At 66.1% G+C, this 23,947-nt stretch carries 18 protein-coding genes; 10 read left to right on the plus strand and 8 right to left on the minus strand.

All coding sequences use genetic code 11. The features are described 5' to 3' along the window. The first annotated feature begins 378 nt into the window (after positions 1 to 378). A complete protein-coding gene (locus QHF89_RS03830; RefSeq protein ID WP_136966008.1) occupies positions 379 to 1,833 on the plus strand; it encodes a thrombospondin type 3 repeat-containing protein in 1,455 nt (484 codons plus the stop codon). 69 nt (positions 1,834 to 1,902) lie between these two features. On the opposite strand, the gene QHF89_RS03835 is transcribed toward QHF89_RS03830, so the two are convergent. From QHF89_RS03835 to QHF89_RS03850, 4 genes are all read right to left on the minus strand, one after another. Further along, on the minus strand, positions 1,903 to 2,724 hold the full coding sequence (locus tag QHF89_RS03835; RefSeq protein ID WP_284720014.1) for a monooxygenase: 822 nt from the start codon (positions 2,722 to 2,724) through the stop codon (positions 1,903 to 1,905). A gap of 427 nt (positions 2,725 to 3,151) precedes the next feature. Continuing rightward, the gene (locus QHF89_RS03840) at positions 3,152 to 4,741 is read right to left on the minus strand and encodes an NHL repeat-containing protein (protein WP_136966006.1); all 1,590 of its coding nucleotides are present in this window, start codon (positions 4,739 to 4,741) and stop codon (positions 3,152 to 3,154) included. Between the two features lie 57 nt (positions 4,742 to 4,798). Beyond that, positions 4,799 to 5,230, minus strand: coding sequence for a hypothetical protein (locus tag QHF89_RS03845; protein ID WP_136928088.1), 432 nt, complete (start codon positions 5,228 to 5,230; stop codon positions 4,799 to 4,801). 106 nt (positions 5,231 to 5,336) lie between these two features. Beyond that, positions 5,337 to 6,299 (minus strand): LysR substrate-binding domain-containing protein, encoded by a 963-nt coding sequence (locus tag QHF89_RS03850; RefSeq protein ID WP_136966005.1) that lies wholly within the window; start codon positions 6,297 to 6,299, stop codon positions 5,337 to 5,339. 101 nt (positions 6,300 to 6,400) lie between these two features. On the opposite strand from QHF89_RS03850, the gene QHF89_RS03855 reads away from it, so the two are divergent. Beyond that, positions 6,401 to 7,249 carry an oxidoreductase gene (locus QHF89_RS03855; protein ID WP_136966004.1) on the plus strand — a complete coding sequence of 283 codons (849 nt, stop codon included), beginning with the start codon at positions 6,401 to 6,403 and terminating at the stop codon, positions 7,247 to 7,249. 71 nt (positions 7,250 to 7,320) lie between these two features. Here the strand turns inward: QHF89_RS03855 and QHF89_RS03860 are convergent, their stop codons facing one another. After that, complete coding sequence (locus QHF89_RS03860) at positions 7,321 to 8,985, minus strand: S8 family serine peptidase (protein ID WP_284720015.1); 1,665 nt, start codon at positions 8,983 to 8,985, stop codon at positions 7,321 to 7,323. Positions 8,986 to 9,454: 469 nt separating this feature from the next. Here QHF89_RS03860 and QHF89_RS03865 point away from each other — a divergent pair, with 469 nt between their 5' ends. The 8 genes from QHF89_RS03865 (at position 9,455) to QHF89_RS03900 (ending at position 19,124) form a co-directional block, all read left to right on the plus strand. Next, positions 9,455 to 10,384, plus strand: a complete 930-nt coding sequence (locus QHF89_RS03865; protein WP_136966003.1) for an SMI1/KNR4 family protein — start codon at positions 9,455 to 9,457, stop codon at positions 10,382 to 10,384. Positions 10,385 to 10,483: 99 nt separating this feature from the next. Next, positions 10,484 to 11,377, plus strand: coding sequence for a metallophosphoesterase family protein (locus tag QHF89_RS03870; protein ID WP_136966002.1), 894 nt, complete (start codon positions 10,484 to 10,486; stop codon positions 11,375 to 11,377). Positions 11,378 to 11,784: 407 nt separating this feature from the next. Further along, on the plus strand, positions 11,785 to 13,008 hold the full coding sequence (mxcK, locus tag QHF89_RS03875; RefSeq protein ID WP_284720016.1) for a myxochelin export MFS transporter MxcK: 1,224 nt from the start codon (positions 11,785 to 11,787) through the stop codon (positions 13,006 to 13,008). Between the two features lie 14 nt (positions 13,009 to 13,022). Next, the gene (locus QHF89_RS03880) at positions 13,023 to 14,477 is read left to right on the plus strand and encodes a 3-deoxy-7-phosphoheptulonate synthase class II (protein ID WP_284720017.1); all 1,455 of its coding nucleotides are present in this window, start codon (positions 13,023 to 13,025) and stop codon (positions 14,475 to 14,477) included. Between the two features lie 52 nt (positions 14,478 to 14,529). Then, complete coding sequence (gene dhbC, locus QHF89_RS03885) at positions 14,530 to 15,765, plus strand: isochorismate synthase DhbC (protein WP_136966001.1); 1,236 nt, start codon at positions 14,530 to 14,532, stop codon at positions 15,763 to 15,765. Further along, positions 15,765 to 17,411, plus strand: coding sequence for a (2,3-dihydroxybenzoyl)adenylate synthase (locus QHF89_RS03890; protein ID WP_136966000.1), 1,647 nt, complete (start codon positions 15,765 to 15,767; stop codon positions 17,409 to 17,411). Before dhbC ends, QHF89_RS03890 begins: the two co-directional genes overlap by 1 nt. 20 nt (positions 17,412 to 17,431) lie before the next feature. Continuing rightward, positions 17,432 to 18,364 (plus strand): isochorismatase family protein, encoded by a 933-nt coding sequence (locus tag QHF89_RS03895; RefSeq protein WP_136965999.1) that lies wholly within the window; start codon positions 17,432 to 17,434, stop codon positions 18,362 to 18,364. Continuing rightward, positions 18,348 to 19,124 (plus strand): 2,3-dihydro-2,3-dihydroxybenzoate dehydrogenase, encoded by a 777-nt coding sequence (locus tag QHF89_RS03900; RefSeq protein ID WP_136965998.1) that lies wholly within the window; start codon positions 18,348 to 18,350, stop codon positions 19,122 to 19,124. Before QHF89_RS03895 ends, QHF89_RS03900 begins: the two co-directional genes overlap by 17 nt. A 19-nt stretch (positions 19,125 to 19,143) precedes the next feature. Here QHF89_RS03900 and QHF89_RS03905 read toward each other — a convergent pair whose 3' ends face one another. The 3 genes from QHF89_RS03905 to mxcH form a co-directional block, all read right to left on the minus strand. Then, entirely contained in the window at positions 19,144 to 20,037 is an 894-nt protein-coding gene (locus QHF89_RS03905) for a PepSY domain-containing protein (RefSeq protein WP_342763954.1), read from the minus strand. 74 nt (positions 20,038 to 20,111) lie between these two features. After that, positions 20,112 to 21,365 (minus strand): hypothetical protein, encoded by a 1,254-nt coding sequence (locus QHF89_RS03910; protein WP_136965996.1) that lies wholly within the window; start codon positions 21,363 to 21,365, stop codon positions 20,112 to 20,114. Between the two features lie 30 nt (positions 21,366 to 21,395). Next, positions 21,396 to 23,945 carry a TonB-dependent siderophore myxochelin receptor MxcH gene (mxcH, locus tag QHF89_RS03915; RefSeq protein WP_136965995.1) on the minus strand — a complete coding sequence of 850 codons (2,550 nt, stop codon included), beginning with the start codon at positions 23,943 to 23,945 and terminating at the stop codon, positions 21,396 to 21,398. Positions 23,946 to 23,947: the final 2 nt, after the last annotated feature.

Raw genomic sequence — 23,947 nt, forward strand, 5'->3', positions numbered from 1 at the left:
GCGGGCTCGCCCTTGCCGAGGCGCTCGCGAGCCGGGTACCGCTGGTCTTCTTCAGCGCGATTCCTGGACAAGAGGAACGAAAGGTTCGTGTCCTGGCCGAGCACGGAATCGGCGTGGCCTCTTGCCCCGCTACGCTGCGCGGGGTCCGCGAGCGGACCGCGGCGCTCGCTCGCCTCGATTTCGTGGCGACGATGATGGAGCACCTCATCGGCACGTCCGGCGGGACCATGGCTGCGAAAGCGAAATTCCAGAGATGCGCGCTCTGCGCGCAGAAGATGCGCGTTTGCGATGGACGACGCAGCGCAGCAGACAGGCGGGCTCTACAAGATTTAACAAATTTCCAAAGTGCCTGCCCTCGAACGGCGATATGCTGGGGCCATGCGTCCTTGGTTTGCTCCTGTATTCCTCACATTTGCTGCCGTGGGCTGCGGCACGGGTGGCCTCGAGACCCCCGTGCCGCACTTCGACCCTCCCAGCGCCACCACCCTCTCGGAGGTGAACTCCCTCGTCAAGGTGATCAACCTCGATGACGAGCCCGTGATCTGTTTCACCACCGATGGAACGGTGCCGGAGTGGAACGGCGGAAACTGCACGAACCGGCTCGATGCGAGCCGTCAGATTGCGGTGCCCAAATGCGGGTTCAACCTGATCCGCATCGCGTGGTCGAAGGGCACGGACGAGGCCAACTATAAAGTCGAGAGCGAGGCTTGCAAGGAGAACTGCGAGCCGGTGGTGCCATGGTCGAATCAAGAGCTCGCGCGCGCATTCGCCGTCTGGCAGGACGAAACGAAGTGCATGCTGAACGGCTGCGAGAATCCTTCGGGTACGGGCGATTGGCTCGAGCAGTGCGATTCCGGGCAAGTCGCCTGGGACGTGAGCTTGAGCGGCCTCCGCGCCATTAGCAAGTTCACCTTTGACGCCTGCGCGCACGCCGTCACGATCGACGTCGAGGAGGGCGGGGTGATGGTCCCGCGGAAGATCAACCTCGTGGGCACGGGCACGTTGATTCAAGATACCGATTTCAGCGGCAATGGCAACGAGGGCGGGACCGTCACGCTCTCCGGCGATTTCACGGGCAGCGTCACGTCGCGCATCGTGCTCGGCGACAAGAAGCGCAGCGGCGGCAGCTTCGACGCCGCCTGCACGGCCGATTCGCTGGACGGGAAGGAGTGCGCGCCGGGGGGCGCGAAGATCGCCTACGATTTCCCGCAATGGAGCTGCCACGGTGATATCTGCCCGGTCGCGGCCATGGGCTCCTGCCAGGGCGCCGACGGCGATGGGGACGCCATCCCCGACACCGAGGACAACTGCCCCGAGCATCCGAACACCGACCAATCGGATATCGACAAGGACGGCGTCGGCGACGTCTGCGACAGCCAATCCGATTTCGTCGTCATTCGCTTCAAGGTCGGAAACCGGTGCATGATCCTCGGCGACGGCAAGGTCGAGTCCACGAGCACGTGCGAGCCGACGGATCCCAAGCAGCAATGGGAGATGTTTCCCGACGGTGACGCCTTCGGGTTCCGAAACGTTTCGAACGGAGAATGCCTGGCCCAATCCGGCATCCTGGCCGGCCCGTGGACCGTGGTCACCGCCCCGTGCAACAACAGCGACGAGCAGCGGTGGAAGCTCGAGGCCTACGAGCAGGGCGGATTCGACGCGAACTTCCCGATTCGCCTGCACAACGTCGACGACAATTTCTGCGCATACACCGACTTCACCGGGGAGGTGTACGGCACGGCCGGCAACTGTGGGCTCGCGGGGACCGAATCGAACCGGAAAGTCGGGCTGTATTACGGCGGCGCGTTCGACACGCAGCCCTATCAGCCCTGACACGCGCCCCTTCCAACACGCCGAACGTCGAGAACCGACCCCGGACTTCGAGAGCCCGGCGCGCTGCCCCTACTGGCAGGCGGAGGCGAGCTTGGGATATCGGTAGAGGCCGAGGAAGCACATCTCGTCGTCGGAACTGATACCAAAGCCGATCGTCTTCGAGGTCGTGTTCATGTACGAGCACTCGAAGTGGATGCGCTCTCCCGTGAGAACCGGGACCGGCGTGATCGGATAGTTTTTCTGCTCCGTAAAGCTGAAGGACCCGTCGTGCAGGGTGACCTCGCCCGTGTTCATCTGGTGCGTCACGCGCATATGGGTGCCGTACTTGTGCATGTGGGGCCATACGCTCATGAGGGTCGCGTCTCCCGGGAAGGCGCAGTCGCCTTGCACGGAGCCTGGGCTGTTCGGGGGCACGGAGATTCCGCTTGCGCCGGGCATGATCATTTCGGCCTCCTGCTTGACCTCCGAAGGAGCGAGGGTCTTGACGAGCGTGCCCGAAATGCCGGGGAGTGGGTCCGTGGTCGTGTTGAAGAGGTGAAGGTTCAAGAGGAGCTGTGTCCCTGCTGGGATCTTGAGCGCGACCCCTTCAGGAAAAACCAGGTCGTCCGTGCCGATGCCCGATGCATACAGCAAGCTCTCGTGGAGCGTCGGTCCGCAGACGTTCTCGCTGTCGGGCAGATTGCCGTGGGACCACAAGAGCAGCGTGTGATGCGTCCCCGTCGAACCGAGGGGTCGAAAGGCGTTGATGTAGAGATCCTCGTGGAAGGTCTTGGTCGCGCACCAATAACTTTCGCTGCCCCCACCGATCTCCCAGCTCGTGTCGATGAGCGTCGTCCACCCATCCGTGCTGGTCCCTGACGTCGTGGTCTGTGGATGGGGCTGTTCGATCACCTCAGAACCACAGCCGGTGAGCGCTGCGCACGCGAGCACCAGCGAACCTCTTGCGAGCCGAACTCTGCGTCGTTGTGTCCTCATAAAGCACAGTATACTCGCCCACCGAGGACGCAGGTTGCAGAATGCGAGGCTGCGCGATGCGTCAATGCAGGCGCAGCGTGCCGCTCGTCCTCGCCTCACCCCTGTCACCCTGAGAGAAAGTGTGGCCGATCGGCCACGTGCTCGAAATTGTCGAGCTTCGGCAGTATCCGCCGGGCGATGTCCACGAGGTGTTCGTACGGGGCGTCCTCGTCGCCGTCGATCAGGACCTCGACCGCACAATGATCCGGGGGCCACGCGCACGCCCATCGGTTCCGGGAGGGACGTTGTCGAGCATGGGTCGCGTCGAGCGGAGCCGTCTCGAGTTTCGCCTTGATGCTGTCGATTACCGGAAAGGGTAGCTACGCGCAAGGAGCGCATATTCGTGCTCGCCCCAGATCGTCTTTCCGGTGTCATGCACCTGCTCGCGCACGTCCAGGTGTTCCAGCAGCAATCGGAGGGTGCCGCGCGTATCCACGCTCGCGGCCCATACCGTGTCGTCCCCCGCGTGGCCGAAACGCTCCGCCCAGCGCTGTTCGCCCTCGGGACCGATGCCTACGACGAACCCATCCGGCGGCGGTGTACTGCCCCCGGGCTCCTCTACGCGATAAGCCTCGCTTTCGAGCACCTGATCACCGAAGCGCATGGGGCCCGTGAATGCACCGGTCGCAATCAGTCCGCCATGCCCGTCCCCGCCGAGGTGCGTCACGCGATCACGTCCTGGCCCACCAAAGCGCTGCGCCCATCGCTCGACCCCGGGCGAGGCGAGCCGCACCATGATGGCGTCCTCCCAAAATCGCCCGAGCGGCGGCCAATCACGACCTGCCAAGTGCACCGGCCCTCGAATCTTACCCCCGACCACGACGTCACCTCCGGCCAAGGGGGTGATCGCATCGAGGTCCAGCTCGACGGGATCACTATGCCAGCTCCAGCGCTCTTCGCCTTGCGTCGAGAAAGCGACGACGGCGGCGCCCACGGGGCGCTGCTCCGACGCGAGCCTCCCCGTCGCGGCGACGACGTCGCCCGTGGGCGTCAGGGCAATGCTGGCCATGCGCACGCCGGCGCCCACATACGCGCGCGCCCACACGAGTGAGCCGTCCGGTCGGAACCGTGCAAGGAGGCCGGTCCCGGTGGGCTCTTCGAATGTGACGTTGCCGATCGTCATTCGTCCCTGAAAGCCGCCTGCGACGTAAGCATTGCCGGCCGGATCGACGGCGACCGCGTCGAACGAGGCGAGGACCGATGCAGGAAACGTGCGCGACCACAACACGCGCCCGCTGCTCGTGATCTTGGCGATGAATGCGCTCGACGCGTCGCCCACCTGACCGAGCCATGCGACCTCCGCGGCGTCGCCTCCGGGACGCCGCGCGATACCCACGGCGATTGCGTTGCCATCCGGATCGAATGCTACCGCACGGGCGGATGCGCCGCGGGTGTCGAGGCGAAAGACGCGGGCGCCGCGGGCGTCGAAGCGCGATAGAAAGTCGGTGTCCGCGCCGCCGACGAGCGCGTCGCCGTCGCCCGTGACAGCGAGGCTCCAGGCGCCGCTCGGGTTGATTCGGGATGCGACGACGGTCGTCCCTACCGACGAGCGGTCGGCAAAACGAGCCGTTGCCGTCATCCAGAATTGATCAGGCATGAGCTCGCAGATGCCCGTGCCAGAGCACGCGCCGGCCCAGCCCACGAACGTCGAACGATCGTCGGGGACCGGCGTCAGCCGGAGCGCGATCCCTTTGCCCCAATGATCGAGGCACTCGACGCCGCAACCTTCCGGCAGCTTCTCGACGACGACACGGCCATTCCCGAGCCCGGACATTTCGACGCTCGGCTGCCAGAGCTGCGGCTCGGGTCCGTACACGAGCGCGCGCGCGTTGCAACCCCCGAGCGCGGCGGACAACGCGGCAACGGTCGCGACCTTGCGCATTCGCTTCGTCATGGGAGCCCGACCTCGTGGGTCCTGCTTACCGCGTCTCGGCGGTGGGCTCAAGCGGCTTCAATCGAATGAAAGCTCGGAAAGCAGGTACGCGAGCGCTTCGGTCTCGTTGACGAACACGGGCGCCCGAGACTTCTCGCGCGTCATCCGCGCGGCCTGGAGCTTGCCCGTGGCGCTCGCGACAAGGACGGCCGCACGGGCGAACCCCGAAAGGAGCCGCGCGCCGGCCTCGTGGATACGCCGCTCCATGTCGCGATCGATGACCATGGGCGCGTCCCGCGAGTCGAACAGCAGGACGAATTGGGTGCGCATGAGCGGCGGGAAGAACCGGTCGAAAAACGCGAGCACGTCGGACATGGCCCCATCGTCGAGGGGGACGTCGGTCCGGCGGATGCGCACGAGCTTGCCGCCGGCTTCTCGCATGAGCACGAACTGGCTCGACCGGAAGACCTCGCCTTCCGCGAGCTTCCCTTTGCTGGAGCTGCTCGCCATGACGAACCTTTCTATCGCATACGGAGGCGGGGCGGAGCAAGGAAAGAAGCGGCGACAATGTGCCCAGAAGCCTCCCGGGCCCGCGGAGCTGGAGCGTCCGGGGCGACTACTTGCTCCGCGACGCAGTGCTCGTGGTTTTGGTTTTGGGTGTCGCGCCCCGTACACGGGCGAGGAGGTCATCGCGCATGCTTTTCAAGGTTTCGACGAGGACCTTCATCTTGGGTTGCTCCTGCATGCGCGCGGGAAAGTAGAGGCAGAACCCCGGACCGGGGGTCACGAAGGGCTCCAGCACGCGCTCGAGCCGGCCTTCGGCGACGGCGTCGGCGATCGCCTCGTCGGGCACGTACGCGAGCCCCGCGCCTTCGAGGGCCAGCGCGACCATGAGGCCGATGTCATTGACGACGACGGTGCCGGGAACGTCGATCGTCATCGGCTTGCCCTGCCGTTCGAGCTCCCACCGATAGACGACGCCGGTCGTGATCATGCGCTGGCGGATGGCGTGATGGCGGAGCAGCTCTTCGGGTTTGCGCGGCCGCCCCGCCCGCGCGAGGTAGCTCGGCGCGCCGACGATCGACCACGCGGAGTGCTTCGTGATGGGGACACGCACCATGTCCTTCTCGATCGCGTCCCCGAGCCGGATTCCCGCGTCGAAGCCGGACGCCACGAGGTCGATGAAGGCGTCATCGAGGCAAATCTCGATGGAGAGCTCCGGATAGAGCTCACCCATTCGCGTGACGAGCGGCGGGAGCAGCCAAGCTCCGCTCGCGCGCGGCGCCGTGATGCGCAGCCGCCCCGACGGGCGACCGCGGTAATCGCCGAGCGCGGCGAGCGCGTCCTCGACTTCCGTGAGCGCGGGCTTCAGGCGCGCGAAGAGGTTCGCCCCCGCCTCGGTCAGCGAGACACGCCTCGTCGTGCGCTGGAAAAGCACGACGCCGAGGCGTTGCTCGAGCAGCTTGATCTTCTGGCTCATCGCCGTCGGCGACACCCCCATGCCGGCGGCGGCCGCCGTGAAGCTCTTGTGGTTCGCCACCGCGAGGAACGCAGCGAGCCCGTCGAATGTGCCGTCCATGGGCGGATTATGAACCAGGACTTCATGACCCATCAACCGTTGGCCTGATTTTCTTCACGATCGATCGGCGCTAGGTTCCTCCTCGTCGAAAGGAGCTCATCATGGAAACGAAGCAAACGAAGCGGGTCTGGTTCATCACGGGGGCGTCGCGAGGGCTCGGCGCGGAGATCACGAGCGCCGCACTGGCAGCGGGGGACTACGTCGTCGCGACCGCGCGTGATCCGAAGCGCATCGCCGAGCGCTTCGGGGACGCGGAGGGCCTCTTGCCCGTCGCGCTCGACGTGACGAGCGAGAGCTCGGCCGCGGCTGCGGTCGAGGCGGCGCTTGCGCGCTTCGGCAGGATCGACGTGCTCGTGAACAACGCGGGCTACGGCCTGATCGGCGCGGTCGAGGAGACGTCCGGCGAGGATGTGCGGCGGCTCTACGAGACGAACGTCTTCGGGCTCCTGGCGGTCACGCGCGCTGTGCTCCCGGTGCTCAGGAAACAGCGATCGGGGCTCATTCTCAATTTGTCGTCGGTCGGCGGCTACCGGTCCGCGCCCGGATTCGGCGTCTATTGCTCCACGAAGTTCGCCGTCGAAGGAATCTCGGAAGCGCTGCACGTCGAACTCGCGCCTCTCGGGATCGCCGTCACGATCGTGGAGCCTGGGTACTTCCGAACCGAGTTCCTGGAGGCGAAGTCGGTGGTCGAATCGAATGCCGTCATCGCCGATTACGCCGAGACGGCGGGCAAGGTTCGTGCGGTCGCCAAATCGGTGAGCCTTCAGCAGCCTGGCGATCCGGCGCGTCTCGCGCGCGTGGTGGTCGAGCTCTCCCGCGCGGACAATCCCCCGCTCCGGCTGCCGCTCGGCAGTGACACCGTCGCGGCCATCGAGGCGAAAAACGCCCTCGTGTCGAAGGAGCTCGACGCGTGGCGCGCCGTCGCGATTTCGACCGATTTCCCGCGCTGAGCCGGATGCCGTCGCGCCGGGGGGCGAGAGCGTGCCGCGTTGGTGACGGCGAACCGCGCGGCGAACCGTCTTCATTTGCAGACTTGCTTGCCATTCTGGCAGGTGCCCGAGCAGCACGCCGCGTCGTCCGAGCAGCTCTCGCCGGCGGTCCTGCAGGTGTCGACGCTGCTGCTTTCCTCGATGCTGTCGCTTCCAGCGACGTTGCTGATACCCAACAGGGCGTTGAGCGCGGCCTTCGCCTGCACGAGGCCATATCCGAACGACGAATCGCGGCCGGCAGCCCCGAGGTCCAGCGCCGTCGAGTCGATCGCATTGCGGATCGCAGCGTTCGTCGCCGTCGGCTTCTGGCTCCAGAGGAGCGCCGCGACGGCCGAGACGTGCGGCGTCGCCATCGACGTGCCATTCCACCACTCGTACCCGCCGCCCGGCACGAGCCGGGCCGTGTTCAGCGTGGCGCTCGCGCCCATCGACTTCGCGATGAGGGCCTGGCCGTCCTCCATTCGCAGGCTGATGGCCGGGATTGTGCTCGTGACGCCCGTGCCGAGCGTGCCCGAGAAGAAGCCGGCGGTGTTGTTGTAGATGATCGCGCCGACCCCGCCTCCGCTTCGCACGTTGTCGACCTTGGCCGCGAGGCCTGTCACGCCGCGCTGGCAAAGGACGATCTTGCCCTCCCAGGCACCGACGTTGTCGCACAGGCCGCCATGGACGAGCGCGCCGGTGGCGGTCTTTTGCGCCGCGCCTTCGATGAGCCCGCCCGAATCGACGTTCGAGCCCACCGCGACGCTCGGGGTCGCCCACGGAACGGTCGAGAGGACCTCCACGCCCGGCGCGGCGATCTCGACGTCGGCATTGCGCTGCGAGAAGCCGGCGAGCGCCTTGTTCCTGTCGATGGCCGCCACCGACATGACCGAAGCATATCCGGCCGGATAAGTCGTCGACGTATTGCCTGCATTGCCTGCGGCCGCGATCGAGAGGATGCCGTCGTTGTAGGCGGCCTGGAAGGCGAGGTCTTCGAAGAAGCTCTTCACCGTGCCGCCGAGGCTCATGCTGACGACCTTCGCCCCGGCCGCCCTGCACCTGCCGAGCGCGTTGATGATGGACGACGAATACGCCCATGAGCAATTGTTGCCGAAGACGCGCACGATATAGAGCGATACGTTGCCGGGTGCGACGCCGACGACGCCCTGCGTGTTGTTCGCGGCGGCGATCGTGCCGGCGACGTGCGTGCCGTGGCCGCAGCCGTCCTCGTTCCAGGGCAGATTTCCATTGTAACCCGAGACGGGCACGCCCTGAAGATCGGGGTGTCCGGTATAAAGACCGGAATCGATGATGCAGATCTTCGTGCGACCGTCGTCCAGGCTCGCCAAGGCCGGATCCGACGCTTGCACCGTCGCGATGCCATAAGGCGGCCATTGCGTGAGGAGCTCACGTCGCGGGTCGACCTCGACGTACTCGATGTTCGGGTTCTTTGCGAGGGCTTGAACGGCCGCGTCGGGGAGCTTGGCGGCGATGACGCCGTGCTCGGGGAGCTCGAGCTCGAGCTTCCCACCCGCCGCCGCGAGCACGCTGCTGCGTTTTGAAAAATCCTTGAACTTGAGGATGTACCGCCCATCCGGGGAGAGGGCGGCCGGGGCGGTCCCGACGTCTTCCGCGTGATCGTCCGTGCCGGTGCCGCAGGCCGCGAGGGCCGACGAAACGAGAACGAGAATGAATCGATGTCCAAGCCTCTGCATCATATAGGTTCCTTCCCGGATGGACGAGCGCCCGACGTCCCGATCGATTCACGATCGACGACGCGCACGCCGAAGCCGCCCCCCAGCGCCGGGGACTTTGCTCCGCGAATGAGGTTGTTGCAAAGATCCCATTTTCCGAGAATGGCGACCGTCGTCGTGTTTTACGGGGTACCCAGCTTCGCGTCCCCAGCGATGGGCCGAGCGCGTGCGGGACGATTCAGACGAGGGTCCGCACTTCCCGCAAGGGAGTGGCAGCAACCCCGAGGAGCCATGGCGGACGTGGGAGGACGGAGGCGGTGCGTTACGTGGAGTTCGTCATGGCATCCGCCACGAGCGGCAGGTACGTACGTTCTGCGCGGAGTCATCCAGGAGGAGCGCGGTGAGCGTGTCTCGGACCTCATCAGCGAGCGCGCATACGTGCCAGGGCGGCAGGGCTTGCTTGCACGTGCGCGGTTTTGCTACGCATCGGCCCATGACACCGGAAGAGTTGCTGGCCGAGGCTTTCGAGCGGATCAAGGCATGGATGGCGAACCATGGGGCGGAGCTTTTGGTCCAGAACCTCGCGCCCGGCGCGAGCGCGGAACGATTGAGGGACGCCGAGGCGGAGCTCGGGTTTTCGCTGGGGCGTGATCTGCGTGCGTTGTGGTCGCTCCACGATGGACAACACGAGGAGATGAACGGTTTCGTCGGAGCTTTCGACCTCTTCACGATCGAAGGAGCGCTCTCTGGAAGGGACACCGTCATGTATGCGCTCGCGTTTCTGCGCGAGAACCCTCGGACCGTGCCGGAATCGGGGCTCACGCAGGACGAGCTCTTTTCGGATGCTTGGCTTCCTTTTGCCGGCCGCGACGCCGATGGGCTCGCCGTGAACACGGTGAGCGGGCGCGTGTTCGAGATTCTCCACGATGATTCGCCTCCCCTTCGCATGCACGCGGCTTCACTCGTGGCTTGGGCGACCGCGTACGCGTCTCGCGTCGTCGCGGATGACTACCGCGTGGAGGAAGGATTCGGCGACTATTATCTCGAGCTTCGCGACCGAAAAGCAGAGCGCAGACAGGAGGAGCGGAGTCGATTCGAACGGGAAGAACGGCAGCGCAAGGCAAAGATGTCGGTGAAAGAGCTTCTGGAGGAGGCGGTCTCGCGAAACAGAGAAGAAGCGGCGCAGGAGGTTTTGGAGCGAGCGGAGCAGACGTCGCAGGCGGCGCTCGCCGAAGCCGTCGCGTTGCTGTTCGCCACGGGAGCGTCGCCGGCGTTCCTCGCAGGCACGTTGCGCCCCAGGTTGAACCGGCTCACGTTGTCCGCGGCGAAGTGGAAAATCGTTGCAGAGGGCGGCGCTCGCATGGGCAACAACGCCATCCGCGACATTGCCCTCGCGCGAAGCCGGACCGCCGCTTCGAGCTGATTTTCTCGACCCTGGTCGCGCCGAGTCATCGGCTGCATCCTACCCTGCGACGCTCGAGGGGCATTGACAGGATATGAGAAATTGCCTTACCAACATGGGATGAATCACCTCAACATCGCGATCCTGGGCGACACCCACGGCCACCTGACGCTCGCCTACCGCGTGTTGAAGCGCTGGCAGGAGGAGGAAGCGCAGCGGATCGATCTGATCTTGCAGGTCGGAGATTTCGGGGCCTTTCCCCCACCCTATCGATTGGACAAGGCCACCAAGCGCTTTGCGGAGAGTGATCCGGACGAGCTGGGCTTCACCGCATACTTTCACGGTGAGCCCGAGGCCGAGGAGATCTTGGACCCCGGCGCATCGGAGCACCGCAGGATCGACGCCGACATGATTTTCATCCGCGGCAATCACGAGGATTTTTCATACCTGTGCGAGCTGGAGGGCACGGACGAGGGGCCGGTGCCCGTGGATGCTTTCGGAAAAATTCATTACCTCAAGAGCGGTGTGCCATTCACGTACGAGAAGAGCGGGCATTCGTTACGGATCGCAGGTCTGGGAGGGATCGCGGACGAGCACGGAAACCCGGTCAAGACGGACGGCGGGGAGTGCTACACGAAGCAGGACATCAAGCGGCTCCTCGCCTTGAAAGAGAGGCTCGATGTCTTCTTGTCGCATGAACCGCCGCTGGACGCGGCGGTCGTCATCCACCCCAAGTATGCGGGCGCCGGGTCCCCAGCCGTTCGGGAATTCATTCAGAACTTTCAGCCGGCGTATCACTTCTGCGGGCACTACCATGAAGAAGGCCAGGAGATCTCGTTCTGTCCGACCACCAAGAGCTACCACTTGAACGCGGTGGGCTTCTGGCGCCCGCACCGGTTGAACCGAGGGTGTATCGGTATCCTGCAATGGCAGGGGAACCACGCGCTCGGAATGACATTTTTGGACGCCTCCTGGCTCAAAGAGTACACGAAGAGCACCTATCGATACCTTTGAGCGCCGATCGCTCTTGCCTCGAAGCGTCTATCGAGGTCCGCACGTCACCGCTCTCGGATACGAACCACGTGGGCAGTGTCACGTGACCGCCATCCTCGCCTTAATTTCCATGTTGTACGGGATGAGCGAGCCGCCCAAGCCTCGTTTGCGCCACGCCTCGCGGACGCTTGTATGCGAGAATTTTGTGTTCTGATACACGTGTTGTTCGACAACTTTCCATCCTGATCGCAAAATTCTACATCGAAGCCCGAAATCTCGTCGCGGTCAACACCGTTGTCTTGACAGTTGATAATGGTTCTCATTATCATTTTCAGCAAGATCGCAGGCCGTATGCGGTTGTAGGTAGGGCCACGTTGCCCCGCCCGCGCTGCGTCGGCTCGCCCTCCGGCGCCTCCTGGAGTCTTTTCGTGGCCGATTCCCCCATAACAAAGCATGAGCGACATCTGCTTTGGCTGCTGGCTGCCGTGCAGTTCACGCACACGCTTGATTTCATGATCCTGATGCCGCTCGGGCCGGAGCTCATCCAGCGTTTCGGCATCTCGGCGGCGGGCTTCGGGGCGATGGTGTCGGCCTACACGCTGGCCTCGGCGATCATGGGCCTTCTCGGCGTGCTCTGGCTGGATCGGTGGGATCGCAAGCACGCATTTTTGCTTCTTTATGTGGGGTTCGTCGCGGCCACGATTTCGTGCGGTATCGCGCCCAGCGCGACGTGGCTGCTCTTTTCGAGGACATTGGCGGGCGCGTGCGCAGGCCTGATGAGCGCCGTCGTCATGGCCATTCTCGCCGATTGTGTGCCGGCCGAGCGCCGCGGTCGCGCCATTGGCACCGTGATGTCGTCCTACGGCCTCTCGGCGGTGGGCGGCGTGCCGCTGGGGCTCTCGATCGCCGGTCAATGGGGCTGGCGCGCGCCCTTCTGGGCCATCAGCGCGCTCGCCGGCGTCCTGTGGCTCCTCGCCTGGCGAATCCTACCCCGCGTCGATCGTCACCTCGCCACGGCGCGCGAAAAGGGCACGAGCGATGGCGCTCCGACCCTCTGGGCGCCAGGGCTTGCGCTGGGCTGGGGGCTCACGTTCAGCGTGGTCTTTGCGGGCTTTTTGCTGATTCCGTACCTCAGCACGTTCATGGTCGGCAATCTCGGGCTCCGTCTCACGGACCTGTCCTGGGTGTATCTATGCGGTGGCGCGGCCACGCTCTTCAGCTCGCGCTGGATTGGCCACCTCGTCGACCGTCACGGCCCGCCCCGGGTGCTGGGCACGTTGCTCGTCGCCACTTTGTGTCCCTTTCTTCTGTTCACGCACCTGACGCCCTCGCCGAAGGCCATCGTGGCCGCTGTCTTCGTCCTTTTCATGACGTTGACTTCGGGACGGGCCATTCCGACGATCGCGCTCATCACGTCGCGTGTCCCGCCCGCGCTGCGCGGGCGTTACCTCGCGGTCAACATGGCGGCGAGTGACGGCGCCTCCGGCCTCGCCGCGTGGATGAGTGGTCTTTTTCTCACCACGACGCCGGACGGGGCGCTGGTCGGCTTTGGCCACATGGGTTTTCTCGCGGTGAGCGTCTCGCTCCTCGCGCTTTGCATTCTCTGGCTGCTCGGGCGCAGCCCCGTTCCACAGCGCGCCGCGCACACCTGATCCGGAAGTCTTCGATGATGCACGAAATCGCCATGGGCACGCCGGCGAGGATCTCCTCGGACAACGAGGTCGCCGAGCCTCTGCCCGGGGAGCGCCCGCTCGCGCGCACGCGCCCCTCTTCACGCGTGGGCGGCTGGAGCCCGACGTCCTGGAAAGCAAAGCCCGACCCGCAAGCGATACGGTACGACGACCCCGTCGCGGTCGAGCGCGTGGTAGCTCGGATTGAGGCGCTGCCACCGCTCGTGAGCTCGTGGGAGGTGGAGCGATTGCGATCGCTCATCGCGGATGCTCAGCTCGGCCGGCGTTTCCTGCTCCAGGGCGGCGATTGCGCCGAGACGACGCGTGATTGTCGTGCGGATACGATCGTCAACAAGCTCGACATCCTGCTCAAGATGTCGCTCGTGCTCATCGTCGGGGGCCGGAAGCCCGTGGTGCGCGTGGGGCGTTTCGCCGGGCAATACGCCAAGCCGCGCTCGCGGCCGACCGAGGTCCGCGGCGGGGTCGAGCTGCCGAGTTATTTCGGCGATCTCGTGAACGGGCCCGAATTCACGCCCGAGGCGCGGCGCCCGGATCCGGAGCGGATGCTCTCTTGTTACCAGCACTCCGCGATGACGCTCAATTTCGTGCGGTCGTTCTCGGCCGGCGGGCTCTCGGATCTCAAGCACCCGGAGTGCTGGGACCTCTCGTTCTCCGAGCGCGAGGACCTGCCCTTGTCCGTGCGCGAGAGCTTCCAGGCGACGACGCGGCAGCTCGGCGACGCGCTCCGATGCATGGACGCGCTCGGCGGTGCGGGAAATGAGCTCTCCCGCATCGAGTTCTTCACGTCCCACGAGGGGCTCAACCTCCATTACGAGTCCGCGCAGACCCGCGCCGCGCCGTCCCGGGACGAGCATTACGATCTAACCACGCACATGCCGTGGCTCGGCGAGCGCACGCGGGCGCTCGACGGCGCGCACGTCGAGTTCCTCCGCGGCATCAGCAATCCGATCGGCATCAAGCTTGGGCCGACGGTCTCGCCGGTCGACGTCCTGCGCCTGCTCGACACGCTGAACCCGCGCGAAATCCCGGGGCGCATCGTGCTCATCACGCGCATGGGCGCGGACCGCGTCGAGGATACGTTGCCGCCCCTGCTCGAGGTCGTGAAGCGCGCGGGCCGGCGCGTGCTCTGGATCTGCGATCCCATGCACGGCAATACGATCACCACGAGCTCGGGCATCAAGACACGTGAATTCGGGTCGATCATGCGCGAGATCGAGCAGACGTACGACGCGCACGACGCCTGCGGGACCCACCTCGGCGGCGTCCATTTCGAGCTCACGGGGGACGACGTCACCGAATGCATCGGCGGCGGCGTGCGCGAGGAGGATCTCACGCGCGCCTACGAGACCCTTTGCGATCCACGATTGAACCAGGCGCAAGCGCTGGAGCTCTCGTATTGCATCGCGCGCCGCATGCGGGCGAGCCTGTAACCCGCGCAATTTTGATCATGACCCCGTCCAAAATTGCAAGGAGAGTCGATTCATGACATCGATTCCGGCGTCCGAAGCCGCCGTTGCCTCGGCGCGCAGCGGTACAGAGCTCCTCGGAGCGTACGACCTCGAATCGTCGTTCTACTTTTCGTCGAACGTCCGCACGATCCTCGGGCAGGGCGTGGGAGAGATCATCGCACGATCCGGCGGCTCGGCGCCCGCAGAAGCGTTTGCGGAGCGCGTCGCCACGGTGCTCGCGGGGCTCGAGAGGGCCGGGCACGACCGTCCCATGGCGGTCGGCGCGCTCCCCTTCGCGGCCAATTCCCCCGCTCACCTCTTCGTGCCGACAGCCATCCGGGTCGGCGGGCCCGTGGACGCGGCGTCGATATCGCCGCGCCCTTCGCCGCCGGCTTCCGTGGAGGGGATGCGTATGTCGCCCGAGCGGGACGTGTATCTGCGCGGGGTCGAGCGCGCCCTCGATGCGATACGCGACGACGAGCTGTCGAAGGTGGTCCTTTCCCGGATGCTGGAGCTGCGTTTGTCGCAGCCGGTCGAACTTCACGCGCTGCTCGAGCGGTTGTCGAAGCGAAACGCAAGTGGGTATACGTTCGCGGTCCGGCTCCCCGAGGGGCGCAGCTCGGGGACAACGCATCCGCGAACCTTGATCGGAGCGAGCCCGGAGCTTTTGGTGTCGCGATCCGGAAACACCGTATTCGCCAATCCGTTGGCCGGGTCCGCGCCGCGGAGCCCGGATCCCGAGGAGGATCAACGGCGGGCGAACGCGCTGCTCGCCTCCGAGAAGGATCGGCGCGAGCACGCGGTCGTCATCGAAGCCATCGCGGCCGCGCTTCAGCCGTTCTGCCGGAGTTTGTCCGTCCCGTCGTGCCCGTCGCTCGTGCACACGGAGGCCATGTGGCACCTCGCGACGCCGATCAAGGGCGAGCTCGCGGATCTTTCGACCTCGTCGCTGCAGCTCGCCATGGCCCTGCACCCGACGCCTGCCGTGTGTGGATATCCGGCGGCGCGCGCGCGCGCCGCCATCGAGGCGATCGAGCCCTTCGATCGAGGCTTGTTCACGGGCCTCGTGGGGTATTGTGACGCGTCAGGCGACGGGGAATGGGCGGTGACCATTCGCTGCGCCGATATCAGCAGCGACATGATTCGGCTGTACGCCGGGGCCGGCCTTGTCGCTGGATCGGCGCCCGAGCGCGAGCGCGCCGAGATTTCGGCCAAGATGCGCACCGTTCTGACCGCGCTCGGCCTGGGTTCCTTGCCGGAGGACCTCTGATGCGCGTCGATGCAGTCCCCGAGACGCAGCCGTTCGAGGGGTTCACGCCGTGGCCTGCCGATTTCGCCGAGCGGTATCGGCAAGCCGGCTACTGGCTCGGTGAGACGTTCGGGGAATGGCTCCACGCGCGGGCCGAACGGTTCGGCGATCGGATCGCGCTCGTCGGCGAAAAGCGCCGTTTGAGTTATCGCGAGCTCGACGCGCGCGCCTCGCAGCTTGCCGCGGGATTCCTCGGCCTGGGCATCCGCCCGCGGGATCGCGTCGTGGTGCAGCTCCCGAACGTCGTGGAGTTTTTCGAGGTCTGCTTCGCCTTGTTCCGGCTCGGCGCGCTTCCCGTGCTCGCCCTGCCTGCACATCGACGGTCCGAGATTTCGTACTTTTGCCAATTCACGGAGGCCGTCGCGTACGTCATCGCCGACAAGGACGGGGGATTCGATTACCGCACGCTCGCTGCGGAGATCCGGGCCGAGGCGCCGACCGTGAAGCACGTCCTCGTCGCCGGCGAACCAGGGTTGTTCACCGCGCTGGAGGGCCTGTACGGCGAGAGCGCGGCGCTCCCGGAGACCACGCCCGGAGACGTCGCATTTTTTCAGCTCTCGGGCGGCAGCACCGGGGTGCCCAAGCTGATCCCCCGAACGCACGACGATTACCTTTACAGCGTCCGTGCGAGCGCGGAGATCTGCGCGCTCGATGCAGACAGCGTTTATCTCGCGGCATTGCCCGCGGCGCACAACTTTACGCTGAGCTCGCCCGGGAGCCTGGGCGTGCTCGATGCGGGAGGTCGCGTCGTCCTCAGCAGGCGCCCGAGCCCGGACGAGGCCTTCCTCTGGATCGAAAAAGAGCGCGTCACGGTGACCTCCGTCGTGCCGCCTCTCTGCGCGGTCTGGCTCGAGGCCGCGCGCAATACACGGCACGATCTTTCGAGCCTCCGCTTGTTGCAAGTGGGCGGCTCCAAGCTGAGCGCGGAAGTCGCGCGCCGCGTGCGAGGCACCTTCGGCTGCACCTTGCAGCAGGTGTTCGGAATGGCCGAGGGGCTCGTCAACTACACCCGTTTCGATGACCCCGAAGACGTCATCATCGAGACCCAAGGTCGGCCCATTTCCCGGGACGACGAGGTCCGGGTCGTCGACGACGACGACCGTGACGTCGAGGTCGGGGAGGTGGGGCACCTGCTCACGCGGGGCCCGTATACGATCCGTGGGTACTACAAGGCCACTGCCCACAACGAGAAGGCATTCACGCGCGACGGGTTTTATCGCACGGGGGACCTCGTGCGGCGAACGCCTTCGGGTCATCTCGTCGTGGAGGGGCGGGCGAAGGATCAGATCAACCGCGGCGGCGAGAAGATCGCGGCCGAAGAGATCGAGAATCACGTCCTCGCCCATCCGGCGGTGCGCGACGCGGCGCTCGTCGCCATGCCCGATGCATTTCTCGGCGAACGCTCGTGCGTGTTTGTCGTGGCGCGGGAACAGCCGCCCGCGGCGCGTGAGGTCACCGCATTCCTGCGGGCGCGTGGCCTCGCGTCCTACAAGATCCCCGACCGCATCGAGTTCATCGATGACCTTCCCAAGACGAGCGTGGGGAAGGTGGACAAAAAGGCGCTCCGCCGATGGATCGCTGACAAGATCGCCCCGAAGGGGCAGTGACGATTCGGAGAACATCGACCATGGGAATCCCCAGCATCCAGCCGTATTTCATGCCGCGGAAGGAAGAGCTCCCGAAGAACCGGATGTCGTGGACGCTGGACCGGGACCGCGCCGTCCTCCTCATCCACGACATGCAGCAGTATTTCATCGATTATTATGACACCCAGGCTTCGCCGGTCGTCGAGCTGCTGGAGAACATCCGGCAGCTGCGCGAGCGGTGCCGGGCGCTCGGGATCCCGGTCGTGTATACGATGCAGCCGTCGGAGCAGACGGCCGAGGAGCGTGGTCTCCTCCTGGATTTCTGGGGACCCGGGCTGACGGCGCACCCGCACAAGCACCCCATCGTGAACGTGCTCTCGCCGGAGGACAAGGACACGGTCCTCAAGAAATGGCGCTACAGCGCATTTCAGCGCACGCAGCTCCTCGACCTCATGCGTGGATGGCGTCGTGATCAGCTCATCATTTGTGGCGTTTACGCGCACATCGGGTGCATGTTGACCGCAGGCGAGGCTTTCATGAACGACGTGCAGCCGTTTTTCGTGGCCGACGCGACGTCCGATTTCACGCGAAACTGGCACGAGATGGCCATGACCTATGTGGCGCAGCGGTGCGGCATCGTGCTCTCGACCCGCGACGTGATGGATGCGTTCGAGGAGGGCTCGCCGGAGGAGGCGCCATTCGACCTCGAGCGCCTGCGCAGCGAGATCGCCGAGCTTTTGGAGCGGCCCGCCTCGGAGATCCTGGACGGCGATTCTCTCCTCGACCTGGGCCTCGATTCCATCCGCCTCATGACGCTCGTCGAGCGGCTCCGGTATGCAGGCATCGAGATTTCGTTCGTGGAGCTCGCCGAGCGAGCGACGCTCGAAGAGTGGTGGGACATGCTCTCGCCGCGATTGCAGCACGCTCGCTGGCCCCGACCGGAAGGGCAGGAGGCGCATGGCGTTCACGGGTAAAACCGCGCTCGTGACGGGCGCTGCGCAGGGCATCGGGGGGGCGGTCGTGCGAGCGCTCGCCGCCCGCGGCGCACGGGTGGCCGCGGTGGATTCGAACGCGAAGCGCCTCGGTGAGGTGGTCGCCGAAATGCAGGCGAGCGGCCAGCGCGTCGAGCCGTTTTCCGCGGACGTCACGAACAGCGAGGCGGTCGACGCGACGGTGGACCGGATCGAGCGTGAGCACGGCCCCATCGATTTCCTCGTCAATGTCGCGGGCGTGCTGCATGTGGGTCCCATCGAAGCGCTGCGCGACGAGGATTGGGAGCGGACCTTCGCAGTCAATGCTCGGGGGGTATTCTACCTGTGCCGGGCCGTGGCTCGGCACATGGTGCCGCGCCGCTCCGGGGCCATCGTGACCGTCGGATCCAACGCTGCGCGGACGCCGCGCATGCACATGTCCGCGTATGCGGCGTCGAAGGCCGCGGTCGCCATGTTTACCCAATGCCTCGGGCTCGAACTCGCGAAGCACGGCATCCGATGCAACGTGGTCTCACCAGGATCGACGGATACGCCGATGCAGCGATCGTTGTGGAAGGACGGGAGCGGGGCGCAGGCCGTGATCGACGGCGCGCCCGCGGCGTTCAAGGTGGGGATTCCCCTGCAAAGGATCGCCGAGCCCGCCGACGTCGCGGACGCGGTGTTGTTTCTGCTCTCGGATCAGGCACGGCACATCACCATGCACGATCTCTGCGTCGACGGCGGCGCCACGCTGGGGGTGTGACGCCGCCGTCGCGCCGTGCTCAGGGGCCGTCGCCCCGCACATTGCCGAATTGAATCTCCGAGGCCGTCCCGCGCATGACGAGCGCCGCGGCAGCGATGGCGACCGTGATCGCGAGCGCGCCGAGGACCCGCGTGGGCTTCATCTGCCACCACATCGCGAGGCCGCTGAGCGCCCACACGATGAGCGTGATGCCGGTGATGTCCGCGAAGAGCGCGAAGAACCAGGCCATGTCCCCGTGAATGGGGAAATGGTGCGTGGTGTGGAGCCTCTCGAGGAGCTCGACGAAGCGGAGCTGGCCCGGGCCGGCCGGCCGGCCGTCGACGCGGCCCGTGCTGAGGTCGTACACGATGTTCCACGTGCGGGCATTGGCATCATGCACGCGAAAACGTAGCTCGGGGTGGGCCTTCGGATGCGCCCGCAAAGGTGCCTCTGCGTCGATGCCCAGCTTCGGCAGGAGCTCTTTCACCTGCTCCTGCACCGCCGCCATTTTGTATTCGGGCAGATCGACCGTGGCGCCGGCGAAGGGGGGAGGATCGGATTTCGGCTCCGGGGCATGGGTGGAGACCGTCGCGCCGCCGCCGTCGAGGCTGACGATAAGCACGTGGCGCCCTCCGCTCCGGGCCGGCGTCGCGAGGAGCGGCCAGCCCGAGAAGGAGCGCGGGGCGCCCGAATCGAGCACGTAACCCCCCGGGGATCCGGCATTGAGCTGCGCGACGACCTTCTGCGCGATGTCGTCCGGATCCCAGGGTTTCATTCCGGTGAGCGTGGCGAACTCCGCCGCGGAGAGGTCCCGCTGCTCGATGTCACGCCCGATCTCGGGATGGTTGAAGAGCGCGCCGCTCATCCCGAAGAGGAGCACCCACGGAAACACGAGCAGGCCGAGATACATGTGGAGGCGCCGAATGAATTTCATGACGGCGCCATACCCTCGGCGGCGAGGGGTCTCGGTCCGCGGCGGAGGGGCCTCTTTCGCGGATTGCGGAGGTGTCATCGGATCTTCAGGCCCGAGAAGACGAGGCCAGGCGTGCTCAGCGCGATTTCACCCGGGCCCTTCGCGCCAAGCTCGAGGAGCTTCGTGGAGTCCTGGCCCTGGAAGAGCGAGACGAAGCTCCGGTCACCGAACTGCAGCGGAATGACGCTCCCATTGTTGGGGGCGGCGTCGAGCACCTCGGCCGTCGGGGTGTCGCCGAGCGTGACGGTCGCCCATTTCCAGGCCGAGGCGCTCGCGAGGACGCGCGGGTGCGTGTCCGGCATGATGGGGAAAACGTTCTCGTCGAGCACCCGCAAGAAGGCCTCGTTTCCCGGGCCGCGGATCAGCGAGCCGGCTGTTTGTCCGCCAAAGAGCGTGTTGAGTTCCACGTGGAACGCGGCGTCGAACGTCTTCGTCGTCGGGTCGAATCGGAGCATGCAGGGCGGCGCGGCATTGGCCTCGTTCAACCGGTGCACGGCCGAGCCGTAGGCCTCCGTGGCGAGATAGATCTTGCCGTCGGGCCCTTCGATGCCATCACGCACGTAGCCGCAGCGATCGTCCGTGACGACCGTCGCCTGGTCCGTCTTGCCATTCACGACGACGACCGCCGACCGGCTCGGGACCTCCGGTCCCTTTCGATACGCGGCGAACGTGATGACATCGTCGCCCAGGCGCAGCGGCGCAGCCGTGAACGTCAACGTGGTATCAGCAATGACGAGCTCATTGAGCTTGATGTCCCCGGTGATCGTCATGTCCTTCGGATTCCAGACGATGACCTGGGCCGTGGCGCCGTCGAAGAAATACGCCTTCGTCTCGGAGACGAACTGGAATTGTCCGTGATACTCGCCGATCGTGGCGATTCCCTTGCCCTGGAAGCTCATCGTGGTGCCCGCGCGCAAGGTGCCGTCCGCCTGGAGGTCGTAACGCGTCACGGTCGGGCCGGCGTCGCCCACGATGAACACGGCGCCTCCGTCCTCGGGCCCGACACCGAGAGCGCGGCCCGCGATTTCGACGCCATTGTCGAGCGTGAGCGTGGCGTCGCCCCCGAGCTTGTCGGTCACGAGGATATAACTCGTGTTGTCCCCGCCGTTGGCGCCGAAGACCTGGGTCGTGAGGGCATACAGGGGGCCGGTCGCGGAGCCGCCCCCGCCCCCCTGACCGCCGGTACCGCCAGAGCCGCCGGTGCCGCCGGTGCCGTCGCCGTCACCGCCGCTGCAGGCGGCGAGGGCAGGAAACGCAAGGGTGATCAGAAGCGCCGTCATTTTTTTCATGGATGTATCTCCTTGGGAAGCAATGGTGGGTCAGAGCTCGAGGACGAGCTTGGCGTTCGCCGCTCGCCCCGGCTGCTGGACCCCGAACGAATCGAAGACCTTTTCATCCGTCAGGTTCTGCACCTCGAGGGTCCCGCTGACGGAGCCGTCGCCGTGCTTCATCGAATACGTGAGCGCGAGCGTGTGGACGAGCTGCGAGGGAATGACGAGCTTGGAATCCACGGCCCCGATGCTCTCCCAGCCGCGGAAGTAGGCCTCGACGTAACGAGCCTGCCACGTGAGCGAGAGGGCGTCGCGCGGCCGGAGCAAATCGGACCCTTGTACGCGGGCGCTCGCGCCGGCGAACAGGTACGGGCGGTTGGGGATGCGATCTCCCTCGAACTTACCGAATGCACCTTCGCTCGCCGTGTTGCGAAAATCCTGCCAGGTGACGTATCCGTCGAGCGCGACCCAATCCCCCGGAGACGTCCAGCCGAGCGCGCCCTCGACGCCGACCGATCGCGCCGAGAGGACGTTCTCGTGCTGAAAATAATTGCCGTTGCTGAGCAGGACGATGAGGTTCTCCGCAAAGCGCCCGAAGCCGTTCACGTTGAACCGAAAAAGGCCGGCGGCGGTCTCGGCGCGCTCCAGGGTGAGGCCGAGGTTGACATTGTGGCTCGCCTCCGGTTCGAGGTGCAGGTTTTCGATGATGAGCGCGCCATTGCCAAACACCTCGTCCGGGTTCGGCAAGCGGGTGGCATACTCGTACGATGCCTTGGCGTAGAATGCTTCGGAGAAGCGGAACCGCAGGCTGTCGCCGATCCCCCCGCGCTGGGTCGTCCGGTCGAGGTCGCGGAGGGTGCCGTTCGGCAGTTGCTCCTTCGTCCGGGCCATCTGCAGATAGGCCTTGGCGAACGCGATGTTCGCGAGCTTCCCGGCGAACGGGCGCGCTTCGTATTCCGCGCCGGCCACGCTGCTCAGGAGCCCTCGCTGCGCGGTGAGCGGGTCGTAGTCGGTCGCGGCAATGGCGTGGTCTTTCCCCGTTCGAGCGGCATAGGTGGGCGAGAGCCCGAAGCGGAGCGAATGCCAGGGCGCGGGGTTCCAGGCCAGGTTGAAGCGGGCGAAGGCGTTGTGTTGCTGGATGACCTGATCAATCGCGCGGGCCTCGATCTCGCCGCGTTGCGGGAGCTCGAAGACGCAACGGCCGTTCCAGTCGTACCGGCACGTGGAGAGGTCCTGGAATGCCGTGCGCGTGTACGTGTACCCGGCCACCGCGTCGAACCGGGTCCTTCGGGAGAAGGGCTGCGCATACCGGAGGTGCGCGCCTGCGGATTGTTTGCCGTAGGTGACCGCGCCATAAGGGACGGACATGAGGGCATTATGCTGAACGTCCCTTTGATGCTCGGTGTAGAAGGCGCGCAGGAGGAGCCGCTCCACCCGCGGGCGCCCGACGAGCCCCACCTCGACGCTCCCGCCGCCGGCGCGGTAGCCGTCGTGGAACCGATGTACGCGGGCCGGCGAGAGGCGGCCTTTCTCGTCGAAGACCTCGACGTCGATCGGATAATCGTTTTGCGTGTAGTCGTAAAAGCCATTCACGCGCGCGAAAAAGCCGCTGGGCTCGTGCAGATGTCGGGCGCTCAGCGTCAATCGATAGGTCTTGAAGGATCCGACCTGGTAGGATGCCGAGGCGTGCGTGCCGCGGATGTCCGCATCGGTCACGAGGTTTACCGCGCCTCCCAGGGCATCGGCGCCAAAACGCACGGGGACGACGCCGCGGTAAATCTCGATGCGCTCGACGAGGTTGACCGGGACATTCGTGATCCCGTGCGCATACCCGGCGAGGTCGAGGGGCACGCCGTCGAGGAAAAGGCGGATCTGATCGCCCGTAAGGCCATTGAGCGAGAGGCGCGCGTTCGAGCCGAGCCCGCCGGCCCGGCGCACCCCCACGCCCTCGGCGCGCGCCAGCACCTCGCCGAGGTCCGCGGTGCGTCGTTGCGCGTCTTCGGTTTCGATGACCTGGACCGCCTGTGCGGACCGGCGCAGGCGGTCGGCCTCGGAGGCGCCGCGGACCATGACGTCGATCGGAGGTTTGGCAGGACCGACCGTGACGGGCGCTGCGGGGGCCGTCGGCTCGGGTGCTGCGGGGGCCGTGGCCTGCGCCGGCCGGGCCTCGGGGGCTGGGGCGGGCTCCGGCGGCAATCTGAATTCGTAGGCGTAGAGGACGATCGCCGCGACGGCCTTGTCTCCGCGGCGAGCCGGCGTGAAACGGAATCGCAATACCGCCGCTTGTGCGGCTTCGTCAAACCCGTTTCCGGCCGGCTCCACGACTTCGGCTTTCGTGACGTGCCCCGCTGCGTCGATGCGGAGCTTCAGCACCACGCGGCCCTCCCGCCGGGCCGCGCGCGCCTGCTCCGGATAGACCGCCTCGGCCACTTCGAGAAGCTCGGGCGGGTGCACCGTGCGCTCGGTCGTCGGGCTCGCCTGCGCAGGCGCCGAGCCACTCGGCTCCGCGTCCTGCGCAAGGGCGGGCGGACAAACCGAGAGGACGAGGGCCAGGCCCCCGGCCCATCCGGTGCACGAAAGACGACGCGCACGGGCCATCG

Origin of the sequence: Polyangium sorediatum, from assembly GCF_029946465.1 — a bacterium.
Lineage (GTDB): Bacteria > Myxococcota_A > Polyangia > Polyangiales > Polyangiaceae > Polyangium > Polyangium fumosum.

Bases quoted from the DNA above. Each gene is read 5' to 3' on its own strand.
- QHF89_RS03830 (WP_136966008.1), top strand. From the start codon at position 379: ATGCGTCCTTGGTTTGCTCCTGTATTCCTCACATTTGCTGCCGTGGGC.
- QHF89_RS03840 (WP_136966006.1), bottom strand. From the start codon at position 4,741: ATGACGAAGCGAATGCGCAAGGTCGCGACCGTTGCCGCGTTGTCCGCC.
- QHF89_RS03845 (WP_136928088.1), bottom strand. From the start codon at position 5,230: ATGGCGAGCAGCTCCAGCAAAGGGAAGCTCGCGGAAGGCGAGGTCTTC.
- QHF89_RS03850 (WP_136966005.1), bottom strand. From the start codon at position 6,299: ATGGACGGCACATTCGACGGGCTCGCTGCGTTCCTCGCGGTGGCGAAC.
- QHF89_RS03855 (WP_136966004.1), top strand. From the start codon at position 6,401: ATGGAAACGAAGCAAACGAAGCGGGTCTGGTTCATCACGGGGGCGTCG.
- QHF89_RS03860 (WP_284720015.1), bottom strand. From the start codon at position 8,985: ATGATGCAGAGGCTTGGACATCGATTCATTCTCGTTCTCGTTTCGTCG.
- QHF89_RS03865 (WP_136966003.1), top strand. From the start codon at position 9,455: ATGACACCGGAAGAGTTGCTGGCCGAGGCTTTCGAGCGGATCAAGGCA.
- QHF89_RS03870 (WP_136966002.1), top strand. From the start codon at position 10,484: ATGAATCACCTCAACATCGCGATCCTGGGCGACACCCACGGCCACCTG.
- QHF89_RS03880 (WP_284720017.1), top strand. From the start codon at position 13,023: ATGATGCACGAAATCGCCATGGGCACGCCGGCGAGGATCTCCTCGGAC.
- dhbC (WP_136966001.1), top strand. From the start codon at position 14,530: ATGACATCGATTCCGGCGTCCGAAGCCGCCGTTGCCTCGGCGCGCAGC.
- QHF89_RS03890 (WP_136966000.1), top strand. From the start codon at position 15,765: ATGCGCGTCGATGCAGTCCCCGAGACGCAGCCGTTCGAGGGGTTCACG.
- QHF89_RS03895 (WP_136965999.1), top strand. From the start codon at position 17,432: ATGGGAATCCCCAGCATCCAGCCGTATTTCATGCCGCGGAAGGAAGAG.
- QHF89_RS03900 (WP_136965998.1), top strand. From the start codon at position 18,348: ATGGCGTTCACGGGTAAAACCGCGCTCGTGACGGGCGCTGCGCAGGGC.
- QHF89_RS03905 (WP_342763954.1), bottom strand. From the start codon at position 20,037: ATGAAATTCATTCGGCGCCTCCACATGTATCTCGGCCTGCTCGTGTTT.
- QHF89_RS03910 (WP_136965996.1), bottom strand. From the start codon at position 21,365: ATGAAAAAAATGACGGCGCTTCTGATCACCCTTGCGTTTCCTGCCCTC.
- mxcH (WP_136965995.1), bottom strand. From the start codon at position 23,945: ATGGCCCGTGCGCGTCGTCTTTCGTGCACCGGATGGGCCGGGGGCCTG.